Source organism: Streptomyces sp. MMBL 11-1, from assembly GCF_028622875.1.
GTDB lineage: Bacteria > Actinomycetota > Actinomycetes > Streptomycetales > Streptomycetaceae > Streptomyces.
In genome coordinates this window covers 6,766,937-6,781,940 of the sequence record NZ_CP117709.1, presented here as the reverse complement: position 1 = coordinate 6,781,940, position 15,004 = coordinate 6,766,937, and the positions used below count along the sequence as shown (strand labels likewise).

Genomic DNA, 15,004 nt, shown 5'->3' with positions numbered 1-15,004 from the left:
CAAACATCGACGGCGTCGGGTAAGGTAAGGCTTACCTGCAAACGATCCCCTTTCGGTGGTTCCCCGCATGCCCCTCTCCCCGCCGTTCACCGGTACCGCGACGTCTCCCGTGACCGCCGCGTACGCCCGGCTGACCGAGGTGTTTCCCGGTCTGCGGGCCGACGTGCTCGCCGGCGACGCCGTCGCCCCGTCCGGAGCGGGCTGGGTCGGCGCGGCGGAGCTGGCGGCCGGTGGAGACGCCGTGGACGCCTTCCTCGCCTGGGACGACGCCCAGGTGCTGCGCGACTACGGACAGCGGGCCCGCCCCGACGTGGTGGCGAGCTTCGGCCTGCACCGGTACGCCTGGCCCGCCTGTCTGCTGGTGACCGTGCCGTGGTTCCTGCAGCGCCGGGTGGTGCGGATCCCGGTCGAGGACGTCGCCTTCCAGCGGTCCCTGGGGCATCTGACCGTACGGGTCCGGGAGTTCGCCTGCCTGCCGGACGACCCGGCCGCCACGCTGCCCGGGGCCCGGGTCGTCCCGGACGAGGCGGCGCTGCGGGCCGAGGTCCTGGCGTCCCTGACCGAGCACCTCGGCCCGGTGCTGGAGGGCTTCGGGCCGCGCATGCGGCGCGGGAAGCGTGCCCTGTGGGGGATGGCGACCGACGAGATCGTCGAGGGCCTCTGGTACATCGCGCACCTGCTGGGCGAGGAGCGCCGGGCGATGGCCGAGCTGGAGCTGCTGCTCCCCGGCGCGACGAAGCCGTACGTCGGCACCGCGGGCTTCCGCGAGCTGACCGGACCCGAGGGCCGGTCGCTGCCGACCCGGGACCGGGCGAGCTGCTGCCTCTTCTACACCCTGCGCCCCGAGGACACCTGTGTGACCTGCCCGCGCACTTGCGACGCGGACCGGGTACGGAAGCTCGCGGCGGCTTCCTGATCCACACCGCCCGTCCGGATGACGTGGAATCGAACGCAACCCGGCCCGACCGGGCAGTCGTTCGAGAAGATTCCACCCATCGATAACCTCTCCCACCCCCATGGCGTGCTCTTGTCCCGAAACCACCGGAGCGGGACGGGAATTCCGTCACGATGGCGCACGAAACGCCCTACGTGACGCAAGGGACCGCGCATGAGACTGACCGACATATCGCTTGACTGGCTGCTTCCGGGCGCCGTATTGCTCGTGGGGGTCATGGCGGCGGTGACGGTGGTCGCACGCGGCAAGCGTGCCGCCGGCAAGGCCGCGGCCGACGACTCCTGGGAACGCAGCGAGGAGCGCCGCAGACGCAAGGAAGCGCTGTACGCCACCGCCAGCTACGTCCTGCTCTTCTGCTGCGCGGCGGTCGCCGCCGCGCTCTCCTTCCACGGGCTCGTCGGCTTCGGCCGGCAGAACCTGAACCTCACCGGAGGCTGGGAGTATCTGGTCCCGTTCGGACTGGACGGGGCCGCGATGTTCTGTTCCGTGCTGGCCGTACGGGAGGCGAGCCACGGTGACGCCGCGCTCGGCTCCCGGCTGCTGGTGTGGACGTTCGCCGGGGCCGCCGCCTGGTTCAACTGGGTGCACGCCCCCCGGGGCATGGGCCACGCGGGAGCGCCGCACTTCTTCGCGGGGATGTCCCTCTCGGCCGCGGTCCTCTTCGACCGCGCGCTGAAGCAGACCCGCCGTGCCGCGCTGCGCGAACAGGGCCTGGTGCCCCGTCCGTTGCCGCAGATCCGGATCGTCCGCTGGCTCCGGGCGCCCAGGGAGACCTTCTGCGCCTGGTCGCTGATGCTCCTGGAGGGCGTCCGCACCCTGGACGAGGCGGTGGACGAGGTGCGGGAGGACCGCAGGGAGCGTGAGCAGGAACGGCTGCGCCGACGCGACCAGGAGAAGCTGGACCGGGCCCGCATCAAGGCCTTGAACCGGCAGAACCGGGTCTGGGGACGCGGCGGAGGGGGCGCGCGACAGGTGGACGTGCCCGCTCTCGCCCCGGCCTCGGGCGGCGCGGCGCCGGCCGTCGCGGAGCCCGCCATAGCAGAGCCGGGTCAGCTGCCTCTGCGGCCCCGGCCATCCCTGCAAGCCGTCGGCCCGAAGCAGGCGGACGGTTCGAACTCGAAGAGCCTGGACGCTTCGAGCCGGGGAAGTGACCCGCGGACCGTCGACCTCACCGCCGAGGACGACACCCAGACACTCCCCCGGCTCGACTCGCTGGAACAGAAACTGAAGGATCTGGAGCAGCAGTTCGGCTGAGCGCCCCTCAGCGCCTCCCGCCGCGCAGCTCGAACCAGACGACTTTGCCCAGGGTCTGCGCCTCCACGCCCCAGGCGTCGGCCAGGCTCCGGACCAGGATCAGGCCCCTGCCGTGCGTACCGTCGTCGGCGTTCGGTACGTACGGCGCGGGCAGATCCTCCGACGCGAAGTCCTGGACCTCCACGCGCAGTCGGGCGGGCGACGCGGTGGCGGTGACCACGGCCCCGTGCCGGGTGTGGATGAGAGCGTTGGTCACCAGCTCGCTCACCAGCAACTCCGCCGCCTCGCGCTGCTCCTCGTCGGAGCGGTGCCGGAGGAACTCCCGCAGTTCCCGGCGCACTTCGCCCACGGCCGATTGTTCGGCGTGGCCCACCCTCCGGCGCATCCGGGCCGGCGGTGGTGCCTCGCCCGGTCTCCGGCCCCGCGGGCCGCACCCCTCGACGACCGCGATCCTTCTCTGACGCTTCGCCATTTCCCCCGCCCGCACAGTGGACCGACCTCCTCTGATCCGGCCGATCATCGAACAGCCTCACGGGATGCATGCCCCTGTACGCGTACGGTCACGCTTGCCGGGTCATCAATAGGTGAACGGTCAGGAGCGGCGAGGGGCGCACGGAACATCCCACCCGCGCACACCATCACCACGCAGGCGCAGCTCCGCTCAGGGGCGGGGCACGTTGCGGAGGTTGGAGCGGGCCATCTGGAGCATCCGGCCCACTCCGCCGTCGAGCACGATCTTGCTGGCGGAGAGTGCGAAGCCGGTGACCATGTCGGCGCTGATCTTCGGCGGGATGGAGAGCGCGTTCGGGTCGGTGACCACATCGACGAGCGCGGGACCCTTGTGCTTGAAGGCGTCCTTGAGCGCGCCCTGCAACTGCTTGGGCTTCTCCACGCGTACGCCGTAGGCGCCGGCCGCGCGGGCGATGGCGGCGTAGTCGGTGTTCTCGTTGGCCGTCCCGTACGACGGCAGGCCCGCCACCAGCATCTCCAACTCCACCATGCCGAGCGAGGAGTTGTTGAACAGAACGACCTTCACCGGCAGGTCGTGCTGGACCAGGGTGAGGAAGTCGCCCATCAGCATGGAGAATCCGCCGTCGCCCGACATCGCGACGACCTGCCGGTTCAGGTCGGTGAACTGGGCGCCGATCGCCTGCGGGAGGGCGTTGGCCATCGAGCCGTGGCTGAACGAACCGATCACCCGCCGCTTTCCGTTGGGCGTCAGATAGCGGGCGGCCCACACGTTGTTCATGCCCGTGTCGACGGTGAACACGGCGTCCTCGTCGGCCATCTCGTCCAGCACGGAGGCGACGTACTCGGGGTGGATCGGGACGTGCTTGTCGACCTTGCGGGTGTAGGCCTTGACCACCCCCTCCAGGGCGTTCGCGTGCTTCTTCAGCATCCGGTCGAGGAACTTGCGGTCCGACTTGGGCTTCACCCGGGGCGTCAGGCAGCGCAGGGTCTCGCGCACATCGCCCCAGACCGCGAGGTCGAGCTTGGAGCGGCGGCCGAGGTGCTCGGGGCGCACATCGACCTGGACGATCTTCACGTCGTCCGGGAGGAAGGCGTTGTACGGGAAGTCCGTGCCCAGCAGGACGAGGAGGTCGCACTCGTGGGTCGCCTCGTACGCGGCGCCGTAGCCGAGCAGCCCGCTCATCCCGACGTCGTACGGGTTGTCGTACTGGATCCACTCCTTGCCGCGCAGCGCGTGCCCGACCGGGGACTTGATCTTCTCGGCGAACTCCATGACCTCGGCGTGCGCCCCGGCCGTGCCGCTGCCGCAGAACAGCGTCACCCGTTTGGCCTTGTCCACCATGCGGCAGAGCTTGTCGATCTCGTCGTCGCCGGGCCGTACGGTCGGCCGCGCGGTGACGAGCGCGTGCTCGATGCTCTTCTCGGGGGCGGGCTCGGAGGCGATGTCACCCGGCATCGAGACGACGCTGACGCCGCCGCGCCCGATGGCGTGCTGGATCGCCGTCTGGAGCAGCCTCGGCATCTGCTCCGGGCTGGAGATCATCTCGTTGTAGTGGCTGCACTCCTGGAACAGCAGCTCCGGATGGGTGGCCTGGAAGTAGCCGAGACCGATCTCGCTGGAGGGGATGTGCGAGGCGAGGGCCAGCACCGGGGCCATCGAGCGGTGGGCGTCGTACAGGCCGTTGATCAGGTGCAGGTTGCCCGGGCCGCAGGAGCCGGCGCAGGCCGCGAGTGAGCCGCTGACCTGCGCTTCCGCACCGGCCGCGAAGGCGGCGGTCTCCTCGTGGCGGACGTGGATCCAGTCGATGGCCGAGTTACGCCGGATGGCGTCCACGACGGGGTTCAGACTGTCGCCGACGACGCCGTACAGACGTTTGACGCCGGCCCTGGCGAGGATGTCGACGAACTGCTCCGCCACGTTCTGCTTGGCCATGGGTGCGCACCCTTCCTTGCCCGTGCTCCGTGCACTTCGGTTGTCCGGACTCCGGAGCCCGAAACACCGTGTCGCCCGGCTCCGGAATCCATCAACCCACGGTGCGCGCGGTTACGCCTCCCAGACCGCGGCGCAGGTGCGGTCGTCGGCGTACCCCTTGATCCGGAGCTGGGTGTCGGCGAGGAAGGCGGGCAGCCCGGGCGGCCCGGTGCTCCCCCAGCGTTCGGCGAGCTCGCCGGGGAGCGCCGCCTCTCCGCGCATCGGCTCGGCCAGTCCGTTGCTGCACAGCAGCAGCGTGTCGCCGGGGCGCGCCACGGTGGCCCGGAAGCGGAAGGGCTCGGCAGGGCGGCGCGCGGGGCTCTCGGCGTCCGGGGGCGGCGGTGCGGCGATCTGGAGGTCCATGGTCAGCCGGTCCCCGTCCGGGCTCTCCTCCTGCTCGTCGCCCGGCATCGGGCCGTCGGCCGCCGGGACGAAGGGCTCCAGGTCCTGCCAGAGTCCGTCACGGAGGCGGAAGAGGCCGCCACTGCCGACGCCGAAGAAGACCCGGGTGCGGCAGGCGGGGTCGGCGGACAGCAGGAGGCAGCGGAGGCTCGCGGTGTACGCGTCCGGTTCGACGCCGAGTTCGGCGGCGCGGGCGCGCAGCTTGCCGTACGTACGGTCCGTGAGCCGGTGCAGCCCGGCCTTCAGGTCGTCCCGGCGGCCCGCTCTTATGTCCTCGGAGAGCCGGAGGTGGCTGCGGGCGACGGCTCCGCCGATCCAGCGGCAGGCGTCGGCCGCGGCGAGGTGCGCCGCCTCGCCGGTCCGTCTGCCGCCGGCCACGGCGACGAGGACGAGGGCGCTCTCGGCGGCCCCGAAGCGGGCGGTGAGCAGCCCGTCGCGCCGGGGTTCTCCGCGGAAGCGGGCGGAGTCGCCGCGTACGGAGGCGGCGCGCAGGGTGTACGTCCCGTACCGCGCGCCGTCCAGGACGGTGTCGGGGGCGAGGCCGGCCAGGTTCTCCGAGGTGGCGGAGGGCAGGGCGGCGGGTTCGGCGTCGTAGGTGGGCGGCCGGTCCCCGAGGTGCCCGACGGACGGCCGGCCGTCGGCCGTGTCGGCGGCGGCGAGGTCCGGCGGGAGTGCGTGCGGGGCGCCGGGCCCGGGTGCTGTCGGCACGCGGGGCGCGGCGAACGTCCGGGGCCCGGACTGCCCGGCGGGCGCCTCCCAGGGGGCGGGGAAGACGGCGGTGCGGGGAGTGGCCGGCGGGGAGGGCGGAAGAGGCGGCGCCACGGGCGGCACCGTCGGAGGTGCGGGCGGGACGGCAGGCGCCCCTGCTGCGGACGGCACCTCCGGCGCGGACGGTACCTCCGGCGCGGGCAGGGCGGCCGGCGCCGGAGCGACAGTCCCTTCGGGGTCGGCGCCGCGCGGCCAGTCCTCCCGCCCCGGGCCCGGCTCCGGTTCCGGCTCCGGTACGGCGTGAGTGGCCTGCTCCGGCGGCCGGTCGCGCTTCGCGTACGGGTCCCGGGCCGACCGCGGGTCCAGCACGGGATCCGGCGCCCTTGCCGGGTCGGGAGCCGTTCGCGGGTCCGGAGCCGCTTCCGGAGCCGTTTCCGGAACCGGGGCGGGGTCCGGCGACAACTCCCGCCGCGTCACCACGGGCCCACTCGGCTCCGGCGGCCGGTAGGCATCCGCGTACGGGTTCTCGTAGCGGTCCGCGTCCGGTTCCTCGAACCGGTCCGCGTACGGGTCCTCGCAGGCGTCCCCGTACGGGTCCCGCACGGTCTCGCGCACGGAGGCCCGGTGGTCGCCCGCCGGGCTGCTCACCGTGTCCGACACGGAGTCGAAGCGGTCGTCGAGGCTGTCGGCCACAGCGCTGGGACCGGCGTCCGGCGCGGTCTCGTCATACAGCTTGTGCCACCAGTCGTCCTCGTGGGCGGCGGGCTTCTCCCCCTGCTGACTCATGCCCTTATTGTCCACCGCGGAGGCGGCCCGAAACCGGGACACCGGGAAAATGTGACCCGTACAGAGATCCGCCGGGCGGCCCCACCCCCCACGGGAAGGACGCCCGACGGACCGGTCGGAGTGATCGGCGGGTCGGCGTTCCAGCCGCTCGCGCGACCGGCCGATCACGGATTCAGCGGCTCATCGGCGCATCCGCTCGCTCGACGGCCGCCCCTTCAGCGCACGACGTACGCGTCGTCGACGGTCTGCACCACGGAGTTGCCGTTCGCGTCGGTCAGTTCCGTCCGCAGCGTGACCGACTTCCCGGTCGCGTCCGCGTGGTCGACGGTCGCGGTCCAGCTGCCGCTCCGCTGTGCGGTGGGGGCCGCGTGCCAGGTCTCGCCGCCGTCGTAGCTGAAGGAGACCGTGGCGCCGGTGAGTTCGCCGGGGGTGTATCCGGCGTGCCCGGTCGCGCCGAGCCCGATCTTCTGGCTGTCCTTCGCGGGCACCGTCTTCATGCCGTCCGACGGCACGTCGTAGCGCGGGAAGAGAAGTGGGAGGCCTTGTGATGCCACGTCCGGCTTCCGCTCGGATCGGAACGCCCAGGTGGTCTCCGTCCGTGTGGACCGCTTCCAGACCGCGGCGGGCGAGCCGATCTTCATGGTCGTCAGGGTGAGTTCGTACGCGGCATCCTCGGCGGGCACGGCGAAGGCTCCGAACGGATAGCCGCTCTCGCCGACGAGTTCGCCCTCACGCTTGAGCCGCGTATTGCCGATGTCACCGAACGAGCCCTGCTGACCCACGTGTTCGGAGTCGGTCATGAAGGCCGGGGCGACGCCGATCATGTTGTCCTGGCGTTCGCCGGCGAGCAGCTCCGCCCCCTGCGCGTCGCGCGGGGCGCCGGGAACCAGCAGGCCCCGGTACCACTCCTCCTCCGTGGCCCGACCCGCCTGGTACGTGCGGGCGTTGCCCGTCATCAGCTCGCCCCAGGGGAAGCTGGAGGAAAGCATCTTCTGCCAGACCGTGTCCCCCGCCGTGTAGAACTCGGTGCGTTTTCCGGGGGCGGCGACGACGGCGAGCGAGGACGCGCCGAAGGTCGCGCCGTAGGGGCGGGAGACCAGGAGCGTGTCGACGAAGTCGGTGGCCACGCCCATGGATTCATGGGTGGAGACGACCGAGCCGAGCTTCTTGTCCCGGACCTTGTAGGTGCGGTCCGAGGTGATCTGCCCCTTCTCCGGGAACGACAGGTTGTACACGAACGGGCTGACGGCCGTGGCGGCCCAGGAGACCTCCGTCCTCCCCTTGCCGAGGGCCGTCCTCACCACGGCGGCCTCGTCCGCCCGCAGGCCGAGGACCGGGAGAGGCGCGGCCCCGTAGCCGACAGACGGCTTCCAGTCGCCGGCCGAGGGACGGTGCACCAGGAGCGCCGTCGCCCCGGCGGCCCGCGCGGCCCGTGCCTGGTCCAGGACGGCCGAGGAGTCGTCGCCCACTTCCACCAGGGCGATCCGGCCCTTCACGCCTGCGGCCTCCAGCTCGGCGGCGCTGCCCGCGCCGGCGTCGACGACCTCGGCGCGGCCGGTGCCGTCCAGGTTGACCGAGCCGGTGGTGGCGGGCCGGGGGTGCAGGGCCGCTCCGCCGACGAGGGAGAACTTCCGGATCTGCGGGGCATAGGCGCGCCAGACGGAGGCGAACTCGAACTCCCCGTCCCGCGCGGTGCCCTGGACGTCGACCAGGTAGTCCTTGATCAGCCCGGTGCCGGCGATGGACCCGGAGTGCAGCCAGGTGTCGTCCCACGAGCGCCCGAAGGCGAGGGTCGCGCCACGCGTCTCGGCGGCCCGGTCCTCGGTCCTCACCTTCAGGCGGTGCGCCTTGCGGGCGTCGAGGACGAGTGTGGTGTCCTTGGTTATGCGCAGTTGGGGGCGTGCCAGATAGCCGATGGATCCCACGAGTTGACCGGTCGCGTCGCCGGGGTCGGGCGAGGCGATGAAGCTGGAGACGAAGTACGCGCCGGGGCGGACCTCGTAGGTCTGGTCGGTGGCGCCCTCGTTGAAGCGGCGTTCGCCGGATGCGGTGTCGGTGCCGATGAGGTCGACCGAGGAGACGCCGTCGGCGGGCTTGCCGTCGCGGTCGACGAGCTTGACGCGCAGGGTGACGGTCTCCGGCGCGACGTACAGGGAGAACGGGGTGGAGACCGTCACTCCCCCGGGGGCCGTGGCGAGGACGCGGCCGGTGACGTCGCCGTACTGGGCGGCGGACAGCCGGGCGTCGGGGGCGAGAGCGAGGGGGACCTCGACGGTCTCCCCCGCCGGGACGGTGACGGACTTCCGGCCGAGTGAGGCGACCTTGGAGCGGACGGTCGAGCCGTCGTTGCCGGTGACGCCCGCGACCTTCAGCGAGAGGGTGACCGGCTTGCCGCTCGTGTTGGTGTAGGGCACGGCGACGGTGGTGCGGTCGCTCCTGTCCTGCGGCCAGTTGAAGGTGCCGCCCCGCACGGCCGGTGCGCCGAGTACGGGCGTACGGATCGCGCGGTCGACGTCGAGTCGTCCGCCGCCGGTCTCGCGTACGTCGCCGGGGACGGCGCTCCGTGCCGAGGAGACGAGCGCCGCCTTGATCTGCTGGGCGGTCCAGTCGGGGTGACGCTGCTTCACCACGGCTGCGGCGCCCGCGACATGCGGGGTCGCCATCGACGTACCGGACATGGACCGGTACGCCTGGGAACCCCGGCCGCCCGCGGCGGCGGCGGAGATGGCGACGCCGGGCGCGGCGATCTCGGGCTTGAGGGTGTGCGAGACGATCGTGGGGCCGCGGCTGGAGAAGTTCGCGGTGGAATCGTCACGGTCGACCGCTCCGACGGTCAGCACCCCGGGTGCGCAGCCGGGCGAGGAGACGGTGTTCAGGGACGGGCCGAGGTTTCCGGCGGCGACCACGAAGAGGGTGTCCTTGTTCTTGCCGAGTTCCTCGGCTGCCAGGCTCATCGGGTCGGTGCAGTCGGTGGGCTCCGCGCTGCCGAGGCTCATGGAGACGACGTCGGCCTTGTTGTCGACGGCCCACTGCATGCCCGCGATGATCCAGGAGGCGGCGCCGGAACCGCTGTCGTTGAGAACCTTGCCGACCATCAGATCGGCTCCGGGCGCGACGCCCTTGTTCTTCCCTCCGCTCGCCGCGCCGGAGCCGCCGACCGTGGACGCGACGTGGGTGCCGTGGCCCTGCCGGTCGTCGGTGCCGGTGGAGTCGGTGAAGTTCTCCGAAGCGGTGATCCGGCCCTGGAGGTCGGGGTGCCCGGCATCCGCCCCGGTGTCCAGCACGGCGACCTTGGCACCGGTCCCGTCGTAGCCGGCGGCCCAGGCGAGGTCGGCTCCGACCTGTTTCGTCGACTTGTCGAGACTGGCTTGAACCTTGCGGTCGAGCCAGAGCTTCTTGAGTCCGGCCCCCGACCGGGAGCGGGGTGCCGTGAGGTCGGCCCAGAACGCGGCGGCCCTCTTCTTGTCGGCCTTCAGCGCGAGCCCGTCGATGACGTCGAGGGCCGCTCCGCGCTCGGCCCCGCGCGGGGTGAGCGGAGCGCGGCGGGCGGTGTCGCCGGTGTAGGTGGCGATCAGCGGGACGGTGTCGGCGTGGCTGTCGTCGTATCCCTGGCGGATGAGCCCGGTGACGTTGAACAGCTCCTCGTCCACGGTGCCCGCGGCGAGCGCGGGCACGGCGGACTCGGGGTAGACGTACAGGTCCGGGCCGGACTGCCGGGTCTGCAGAAGTGGGACGCTGCCATCCGCGCGGGGCAGGGCGGTGGCGGCGGACGCACCCGACGCGTCCGTCGTCACCAGCACCGTGTCGCCGGTGACGAGCGTCAGGGTGACGGGCTTCGGGGCGCCGGCGGTGGTGGCCGCGCTCCCCGTGATGGGTCTGTTCGGGTCCCGCTCGTCCGGTGGCGCGGCCACCGACGGCGCGATCACGGTGACGGCGAGCACGGCGGCGGTCGCCGCCCCGAGTGCCGTACGCGATATCGGGCGCATCGCTCTCCCCAGGTCAATCCGGAACGAAACAGCCCAAGAGGCCGTATCCCGGAGGTTGTTGGTGCTGCGGTGGCGCCACAGTGGCAGAGGGGCAGGGGGTACAGGGGATGATGTGGGCGGCGGGTTTACGCCGTGGCCTCTTCCCGCCACCCGGGACCCGCCGCAGGGGCGCCTCGATGCGCGATCACCACCACCCGGGGAGGTCGGAGAATGCTGGGGGCCATAGGTCTCGACGAGAGACAGGAAGCCGCGTACCGCGCGCTCGTCGCGGCGGGAGCCGCGGAGCTCGCCGATCTCGCGCACCGGCTGGCGCTTCCCGAGGCGGACACCGAACGTGTGCTGCGGCGGCTGGAGCAGCAGGGTCTGGCCGCACAGTCCTCGGCCCGGCCGGGCCGCTGGGTGGCGGCGCCGCCCGGCGTGGCGCTCGGCGCGCTGCTGATCCAGCAGCGGCACGAGCTGGAGCAGGCGGAGCTGGCGTCCGCGCTGCTCGCCGAGGAGTACCGGGCCGAGGCGAGCGAGCCGGCGGTGCACGACCTGGTGGAGGTGGTGACGGGGGCGAGCGCCGTCGCCCAGCGCTTCCACCAGCTGCAGCTGGGAGCGGTGTCGGAGGTGTGCGCGCTGGTGACGGGCAAGCCGATCGCGGTGACCGGGATGGAGAACGAGTCCGAGGAGCGGGCGACCTCGCGGGGGGTGAGCTACCGGGTGGTGGTCGAGCGCGAGGTCCTGTCGACTCCGTTCGGGATCCTGGAGCTGTCGGCGGCGCTGAGCCGGGACGAGCAGTGCCGGGTGGTGGACCGGGTGCCGACGAAGCTGGTGGTGGCCGACGGGAGCCTCGCGATGGTCCCGCTGACCGGGCGGGGCGCGGAGCCCGCCGCCCTGGTCGTGCATGCCAGCGGTCTGCTGGAGTCGCTGATGGGCCTCTTCGAGGCGGTGTGGCGGGAGGCGATGCCGCTGCGGCTGGGCGAGGGCGGCGGCGGGGTGCGCGAGGACGGGGCCGGGCCGGACCCGACGGACCTGGAGATCCTTTCGCTGCTGCTGGCGGGGCTGACGGACGCCAGTGTGGCCAAGCAGCTGGATCTGGGGCTGCGGACCGTGCAGCGCCGCGTCAAGGGCCTGATGGAGCTGACCGGCGTTTCGACGCGGCTCCAGCTGGGCTGGCATGCGTACGAGCGTGGCTGGGTGGCCCGGACCGGGCCGGCCTGAGACGGACTCCGCGCAGGTCGATGCCGGTGGGCGCGGTGCGCTGACGGGCGGAGCGGGGCACTCTCCGGCAGGCTGGTCAGATGAGTGTGTGGCAGCTCGTCGCCATGGGCCTGGTCATGCTGCTGGGCCTGGTCGGGGTGCTGGTGCCGGGCGTGCCGGGTCAGGCGATCGTCTGGGCCGCGGTGCTGTGGTGGGCGCTGACGGACATGACGCCGGCCGCCTGGGGCGTCCTGATCGGCGCGACGGCGCTGATGCTGCTGAACCAGGCCCTCAAACCGCTGCTGCCACCGCGTCGCCCGGGCGACTCCGGAGCCCCTCGCCGCACCCTGATGATCGGCGGGGTCGCGGGGATCGTGGGCTTCTTCGTCGTGCCCGTGGTCGGTGGGATCCTCGGGTACGTGGGGGCCATCCTCGGCGCGGAACGGCTGCGGCTGGGCAGTAGCGGCGCGGCCCGGGCGTCGGTGCGCTCGGTCATGCGGGCGACGGGCTACGCGGTTCTGGTGGAGCTTTTCTGCTGCCTGCTGGTGGCGGGCGCCTGGCTGGGCGCGGTGCTCTGGGGCTGACGCGGCGCTCCGGCCGCCCCGGCACCCTCGGGCCGTTCGTTCCGGACATGCCGGACGCGCGGGGCCCGGCCCGGACCGAACGGGCGGCCGACGTCAGCTCGGGACCGCCGCCCGCGCCGCTTCCAGGTGGCGCACGGCGTAGGAGCGCCAGGGCCGCCACCGCTCCGCGCCCGGCGTTCCGTACGGGTCCACGTCGGGGTCGCCGAGGGCCCGCATCCGGATCAGGGCGGCGGTGCGTCGGCCGATGCCGGGCAGCGTCAGCAGCGTCCGTTCCGACTCGTCCCGGTCGGCCCCGGCGTCCAGCCGCAGCCGCCCGTCGGCGAGCGCGACGGCCAGCGCCGCGAGGGCCGGGTCCTCGGCGGAGGCGGCGAGCATGTCCGGCTCCGGGAACACATGGGTGAGCCCGCCGCACGGCACGTCCAGCGCCTTCCCGTACCGCTCGACCAGCTCCCCGGCGGCCTCGCGCCCCACCAGGACCCGCACCGCGGCCTCCTCCGGGTCGGCCGCGCCCGGCGACCGCAGCCCGGGGCGGGCGGCGACCAGCGGGGCGAGCCGGGGATCCGCGGCCAGCGCCTCGTCCACGGCGTACGGGTCGGCGTCCAGGTCGAACAGCCGGCGCACCCGCTGGACGGCGGTGGTCAGGTCGCGGAGGTCGGTGAGCTGGATCCGGGCCTCCAGCCAGGGGCCGCCGGGCGAGGCCTCGTCGACCGCGACGAGCCCGGCCCCGTACGGCAGTCGCAGGGTGCGCCGGTAGGTGCGGTGGCCGGGCGGGCCCGTCACCTCCTCGACCCGGGCGACCGCTCCCGCGGCCAGCAGGTCGAACAGGGCGGCGGTGGCGTACGGGCCCCGGTGGGCGAGCCGCAGCGGAATCCCGGCACGGGCCCCCGCGCCGCGTCCGCCGCCGAGCCCCGTCCCGGCCTCGGTGCGCAGGGCGCTGGGCGTGCGGGCGTAGATCTGCCGGATGGTGTCGTTGAACTGCCGGATGCTGGCGAAGCCCGCGGCGAAGGCGATCTCGGTGACCGGCAGCCCGGTGGTCTGGAGGAGCACCCGGGCGGTGTGGGAGCGCTGGGCCCGGGCGAGCGCGACGGGCCCCGCGCCCAGCTCGGCGTTGAGCTGGCGCTGGACCTGCCGGGCGCTGTAGCCGAGCCGCCCGGCGAGTCCGGGGACGCCGTCGCGGTCCACGACGCCGTCGCCGATCAGGCGCATGGCCCGGCCGACGACGTCGGCGCGGACGTTCCACTCGGCGGAGCCCGGCACGGCGTCCGGCCGGCAGCGGCGGCAGGCCCGGAAACCACCGGCCTGGGCCGCCGCGGCGGTGGGGTAGAAGCGCACGTTGGCGCGTTTGGGTGTGACGGCGGGGCAGCTCGGCCGGCAGTAGATGCCGGTGGTCACGACGGCGAAGAAGAACGCGCCGTCGAACCGCGCGTCGCGGCTGCTGACCGCCTCGTAGCTGGTTCGTTCGTCCATCACACCGTCCAGTGTGCGGCAGCCGGGGCTGCCGCACTCGCGGTTTTCGGACGTCGAACCGGTGGCTCGGGGCTACCGCACCCGGCCACGCTTGGCCTGCATGGCCGCGCGCCCCTCCGCGCCCTTGCGCTTCCAGTCCCGCAGGATCTCGGCACGCACCCGGGCGTCGGTCTTGGCGACGATCCGCTGGTTCTCGCGGATCAGCTTGCGGTAGCTGTCGAGCCGCCGCTCGGGCAGGACTCCGTCCTCCAGCGCGCCGAGGACGGCGCACCCCGGTTCGGCCTCGTGGGCGCAGTCGTGGAACCGGCATCGGGCGGCCAGCTCCTCGATCTCGGAGAACACCTCCCCGACCCCGGCCCCGGCGTCGTAAAGGCCCACTCCGCGGAGCCCGGGGGTGTCGATGAGGACGCCCCCGTGCGGCAGGACGAGCAGATTGCGGGTCGTGGTGGTGTGCCGCCCCTTGCCGTCGACTTCCCGGGCGGCCCGCACCTCCATCACGTCCCTGCCGAGCAGGGTGTTGGCCAGGGTCGACTTGCCCGCGCCGGAGATGCCGAGGAGCACGCTCGTACCACCGGAGGCGACGGCGCCGAAGATGTCGAGCCCCTCGCCCGTGGTGGAGCTGACCGGCAGCACCTGGACGCCGGGGGCGATCGCCTCCACGTCCTGGACGAGGTGGGACACGGTGGCCGCGTCGGGCACCAGGTCCGCCTTGGTGAGCAGCACGATCGGGTCGGGGCTGTGGCCCGCCCTCCGGCCGTCGCCGAGCAGGGCGGCGCCGCTGGAGCTGGACAGGGCGAGCGCGAGGAAGCGCTCCAGGCGGCCGAGGTCCAGCTCGACGGCGAGCGAGACACAGATCGCGATGTGATCGATGTTGGTGGCGAGCACCTGCCCCTCGGACCGCTGGGAGGAGGTGGAGCGGACGAAAGCGGTGCGGCGGGGCAGCAGCGTACGGACGAAGCGCGGGTCTCCGTCCGCGTCGAGCGCCACCCAGTCGCCGGTGCAGACGATCCGCATCGGGTCACGGGGCACGACGAACGCGGTGTCGGCCCGGACCGTGCCGTCGGCGGTGATCACGTCGCACTGACCGCGGTCCACCCGGACGACCCGTCCCGGCACGAGCCCCTGCTCGGCGTACGGGAGGAAGGCAGCCGCCCAGTCCTCGTCCCAGCCGTACGGAGTCAGCGGGTGCGAGGGAGAAGGAGCGGGAAGAAACGAGAAAGACAAGGGAAACCCTTCA

General features: G+C 73.1%; 10 protein-coding genes. 4 read left to right on the top strand and 6 right to left on the bottom strand.

Annotated elements, in window-relative coordinates; all coding sequences use genetic code 11:
• The first annotated feature begins 67 nt into the window (after nucleotides 1–67).
• Together PSQ21_RS30060 and PSQ21_RS30055 are read left to right on the top strand one after the other, a co-directional pair.
• Complete coding sequence (locus PSQ21_RS30060; RefSeq protein ID WP_274034443.1) at nucleotides 68–916, top strand: (2Fe-2S)-binding protein; 849 nt, start codon at nucleotides 68–70, stop codon at nucleotides 914–916.
• A 192-nt stretch (nucleotides 917–1,108) separates the two neighbouring features.
• Entirely contained in the window at nucleotides 1,109–2,209 is a 1,101-nt protein-coding gene (locus PSQ21_RS30055) for a DUF2637 domain-containing protein (RefSeq protein WP_274034442.1), read from the top strand.
• 7 nt (nucleotides 2,210–2,216) lie between these two features.
• Here PSQ21_RS30055 and PSQ21_RS30050 read toward each other — a convergent pair whose 3' ends face one another.
• From PSQ21_RS30050 to PSQ21_RS30035, 4 genes are all read right to left on the bottom strand, one after another.
• Nucleotides 2,217–2,582 (bottom strand): ATP-binding protein, encoded by a 366-nt coding sequence (locus PSQ21_RS30050; protein WP_097871123.1) that lies wholly within the window; start codon nucleotides 2,580–2,582, stop codon nucleotides 2,217–2,219.
• Between the two features lie 288 nt (nucleotides 2,583–2,870).
• Nucleotides 2,871–4,613: a pyruvate dehydrogenase gene (locus PSQ21_RS30045; protein ID WP_274034441.1), complete on the bottom strand. Its 1,743-nt coding sequence runs from the start codon at nucleotides 4,611–4,613 to the stop codon at nucleotides 2,871–2,873.
• Nucleotides 4,614–4,724: 111 nt separating this feature from the next.
• Nucleotides 4,725–6,548 carry a protein phosphatase 2C domain-containing protein gene (locus tag PSQ21_RS30040; RefSeq protein ID WP_274034440.1) on the bottom strand — a complete coding sequence of 608 codons (1,824 nt, stop codon included), beginning with the start codon at nucleotides 6,546–6,548 and terminating at the stop codon, nucleotides 4,725–4,727.
• A 215-nt stretch (nucleotides 6,549–6,763) separates the two neighbouring features.
• Complete coding sequence (locus tag PSQ21_RS30035; protein WP_274034439.1) at nucleotides 6,764–10,534, bottom strand: S8 family peptidase; 3,771 nt, start codon at nucleotides 10,532–10,534, stop codon at nucleotides 6,764–6,766.
• Between the two features lie 210 nt (nucleotides 10,535–10,744).
• Here PSQ21_RS30035 and PSQ21_RS30030 point away from each other — a divergent pair, with 210 nt between their 5' ends.
• Both PSQ21_RS30030 and PSQ21_RS30025 read left to right on the top strand, forming a co-directional pair.
• The gene (locus tag PSQ21_RS30030; RefSeq protein ID WP_274034438.1) at nucleotides 10,745–11,737 is read left to right on the top strand and encodes a helix-turn-helix transcriptional regulator; all 993 of its coding nucleotides are present in this window, start codon (nucleotides 10,745–10,747) and stop codon (nucleotides 11,735–11,737) included.
• Between the two features lie 80 nt (nucleotides 11,738–11,817).
• Complete coding sequence (locus PSQ21_RS30025; protein ID WP_274034437.1) at nucleotides 11,818–12,300, top strand: DUF456 domain-containing protein; 483 nt, start codon at nucleotides 11,818–11,820, stop codon at nucleotides 12,298–12,300.
• Nucleotides 12,301–12,393: 93 nt separating this feature from the next.
• Here PSQ21_RS30025 and PSQ21_RS30020 read toward each other — a convergent pair whose 3' ends face one another.
• Together PSQ21_RS30020 and rsgA are read right to left on the bottom strand one after the other, a co-directional pair.
• Entirely contained in the window at nucleotides 12,394–13,767 is a 1,374-nt protein-coding gene (locus PSQ21_RS30020) for a DNA-3-methyladenine glycosylase 2 family protein (RefSeq protein ID WP_274036011.1), read from the bottom strand.
• A gap of 72 nt (nucleotides 13,768–13,839) precedes the next feature.
• Nucleotides 13,840–14,991: a ribosome small subunit-dependent GTPase A gene (gene rsgA / locus PSQ21_RS30015; RefSeq protein ID WP_274034436.1), complete on the bottom strand. Its 1,152-nt coding sequence runs from the start codon at nucleotides 14,989–14,991 to the stop codon at nucleotides 13,840–13,842.
• Nucleotides 14,992–15,004: the final 13 nt, after the last annotated feature.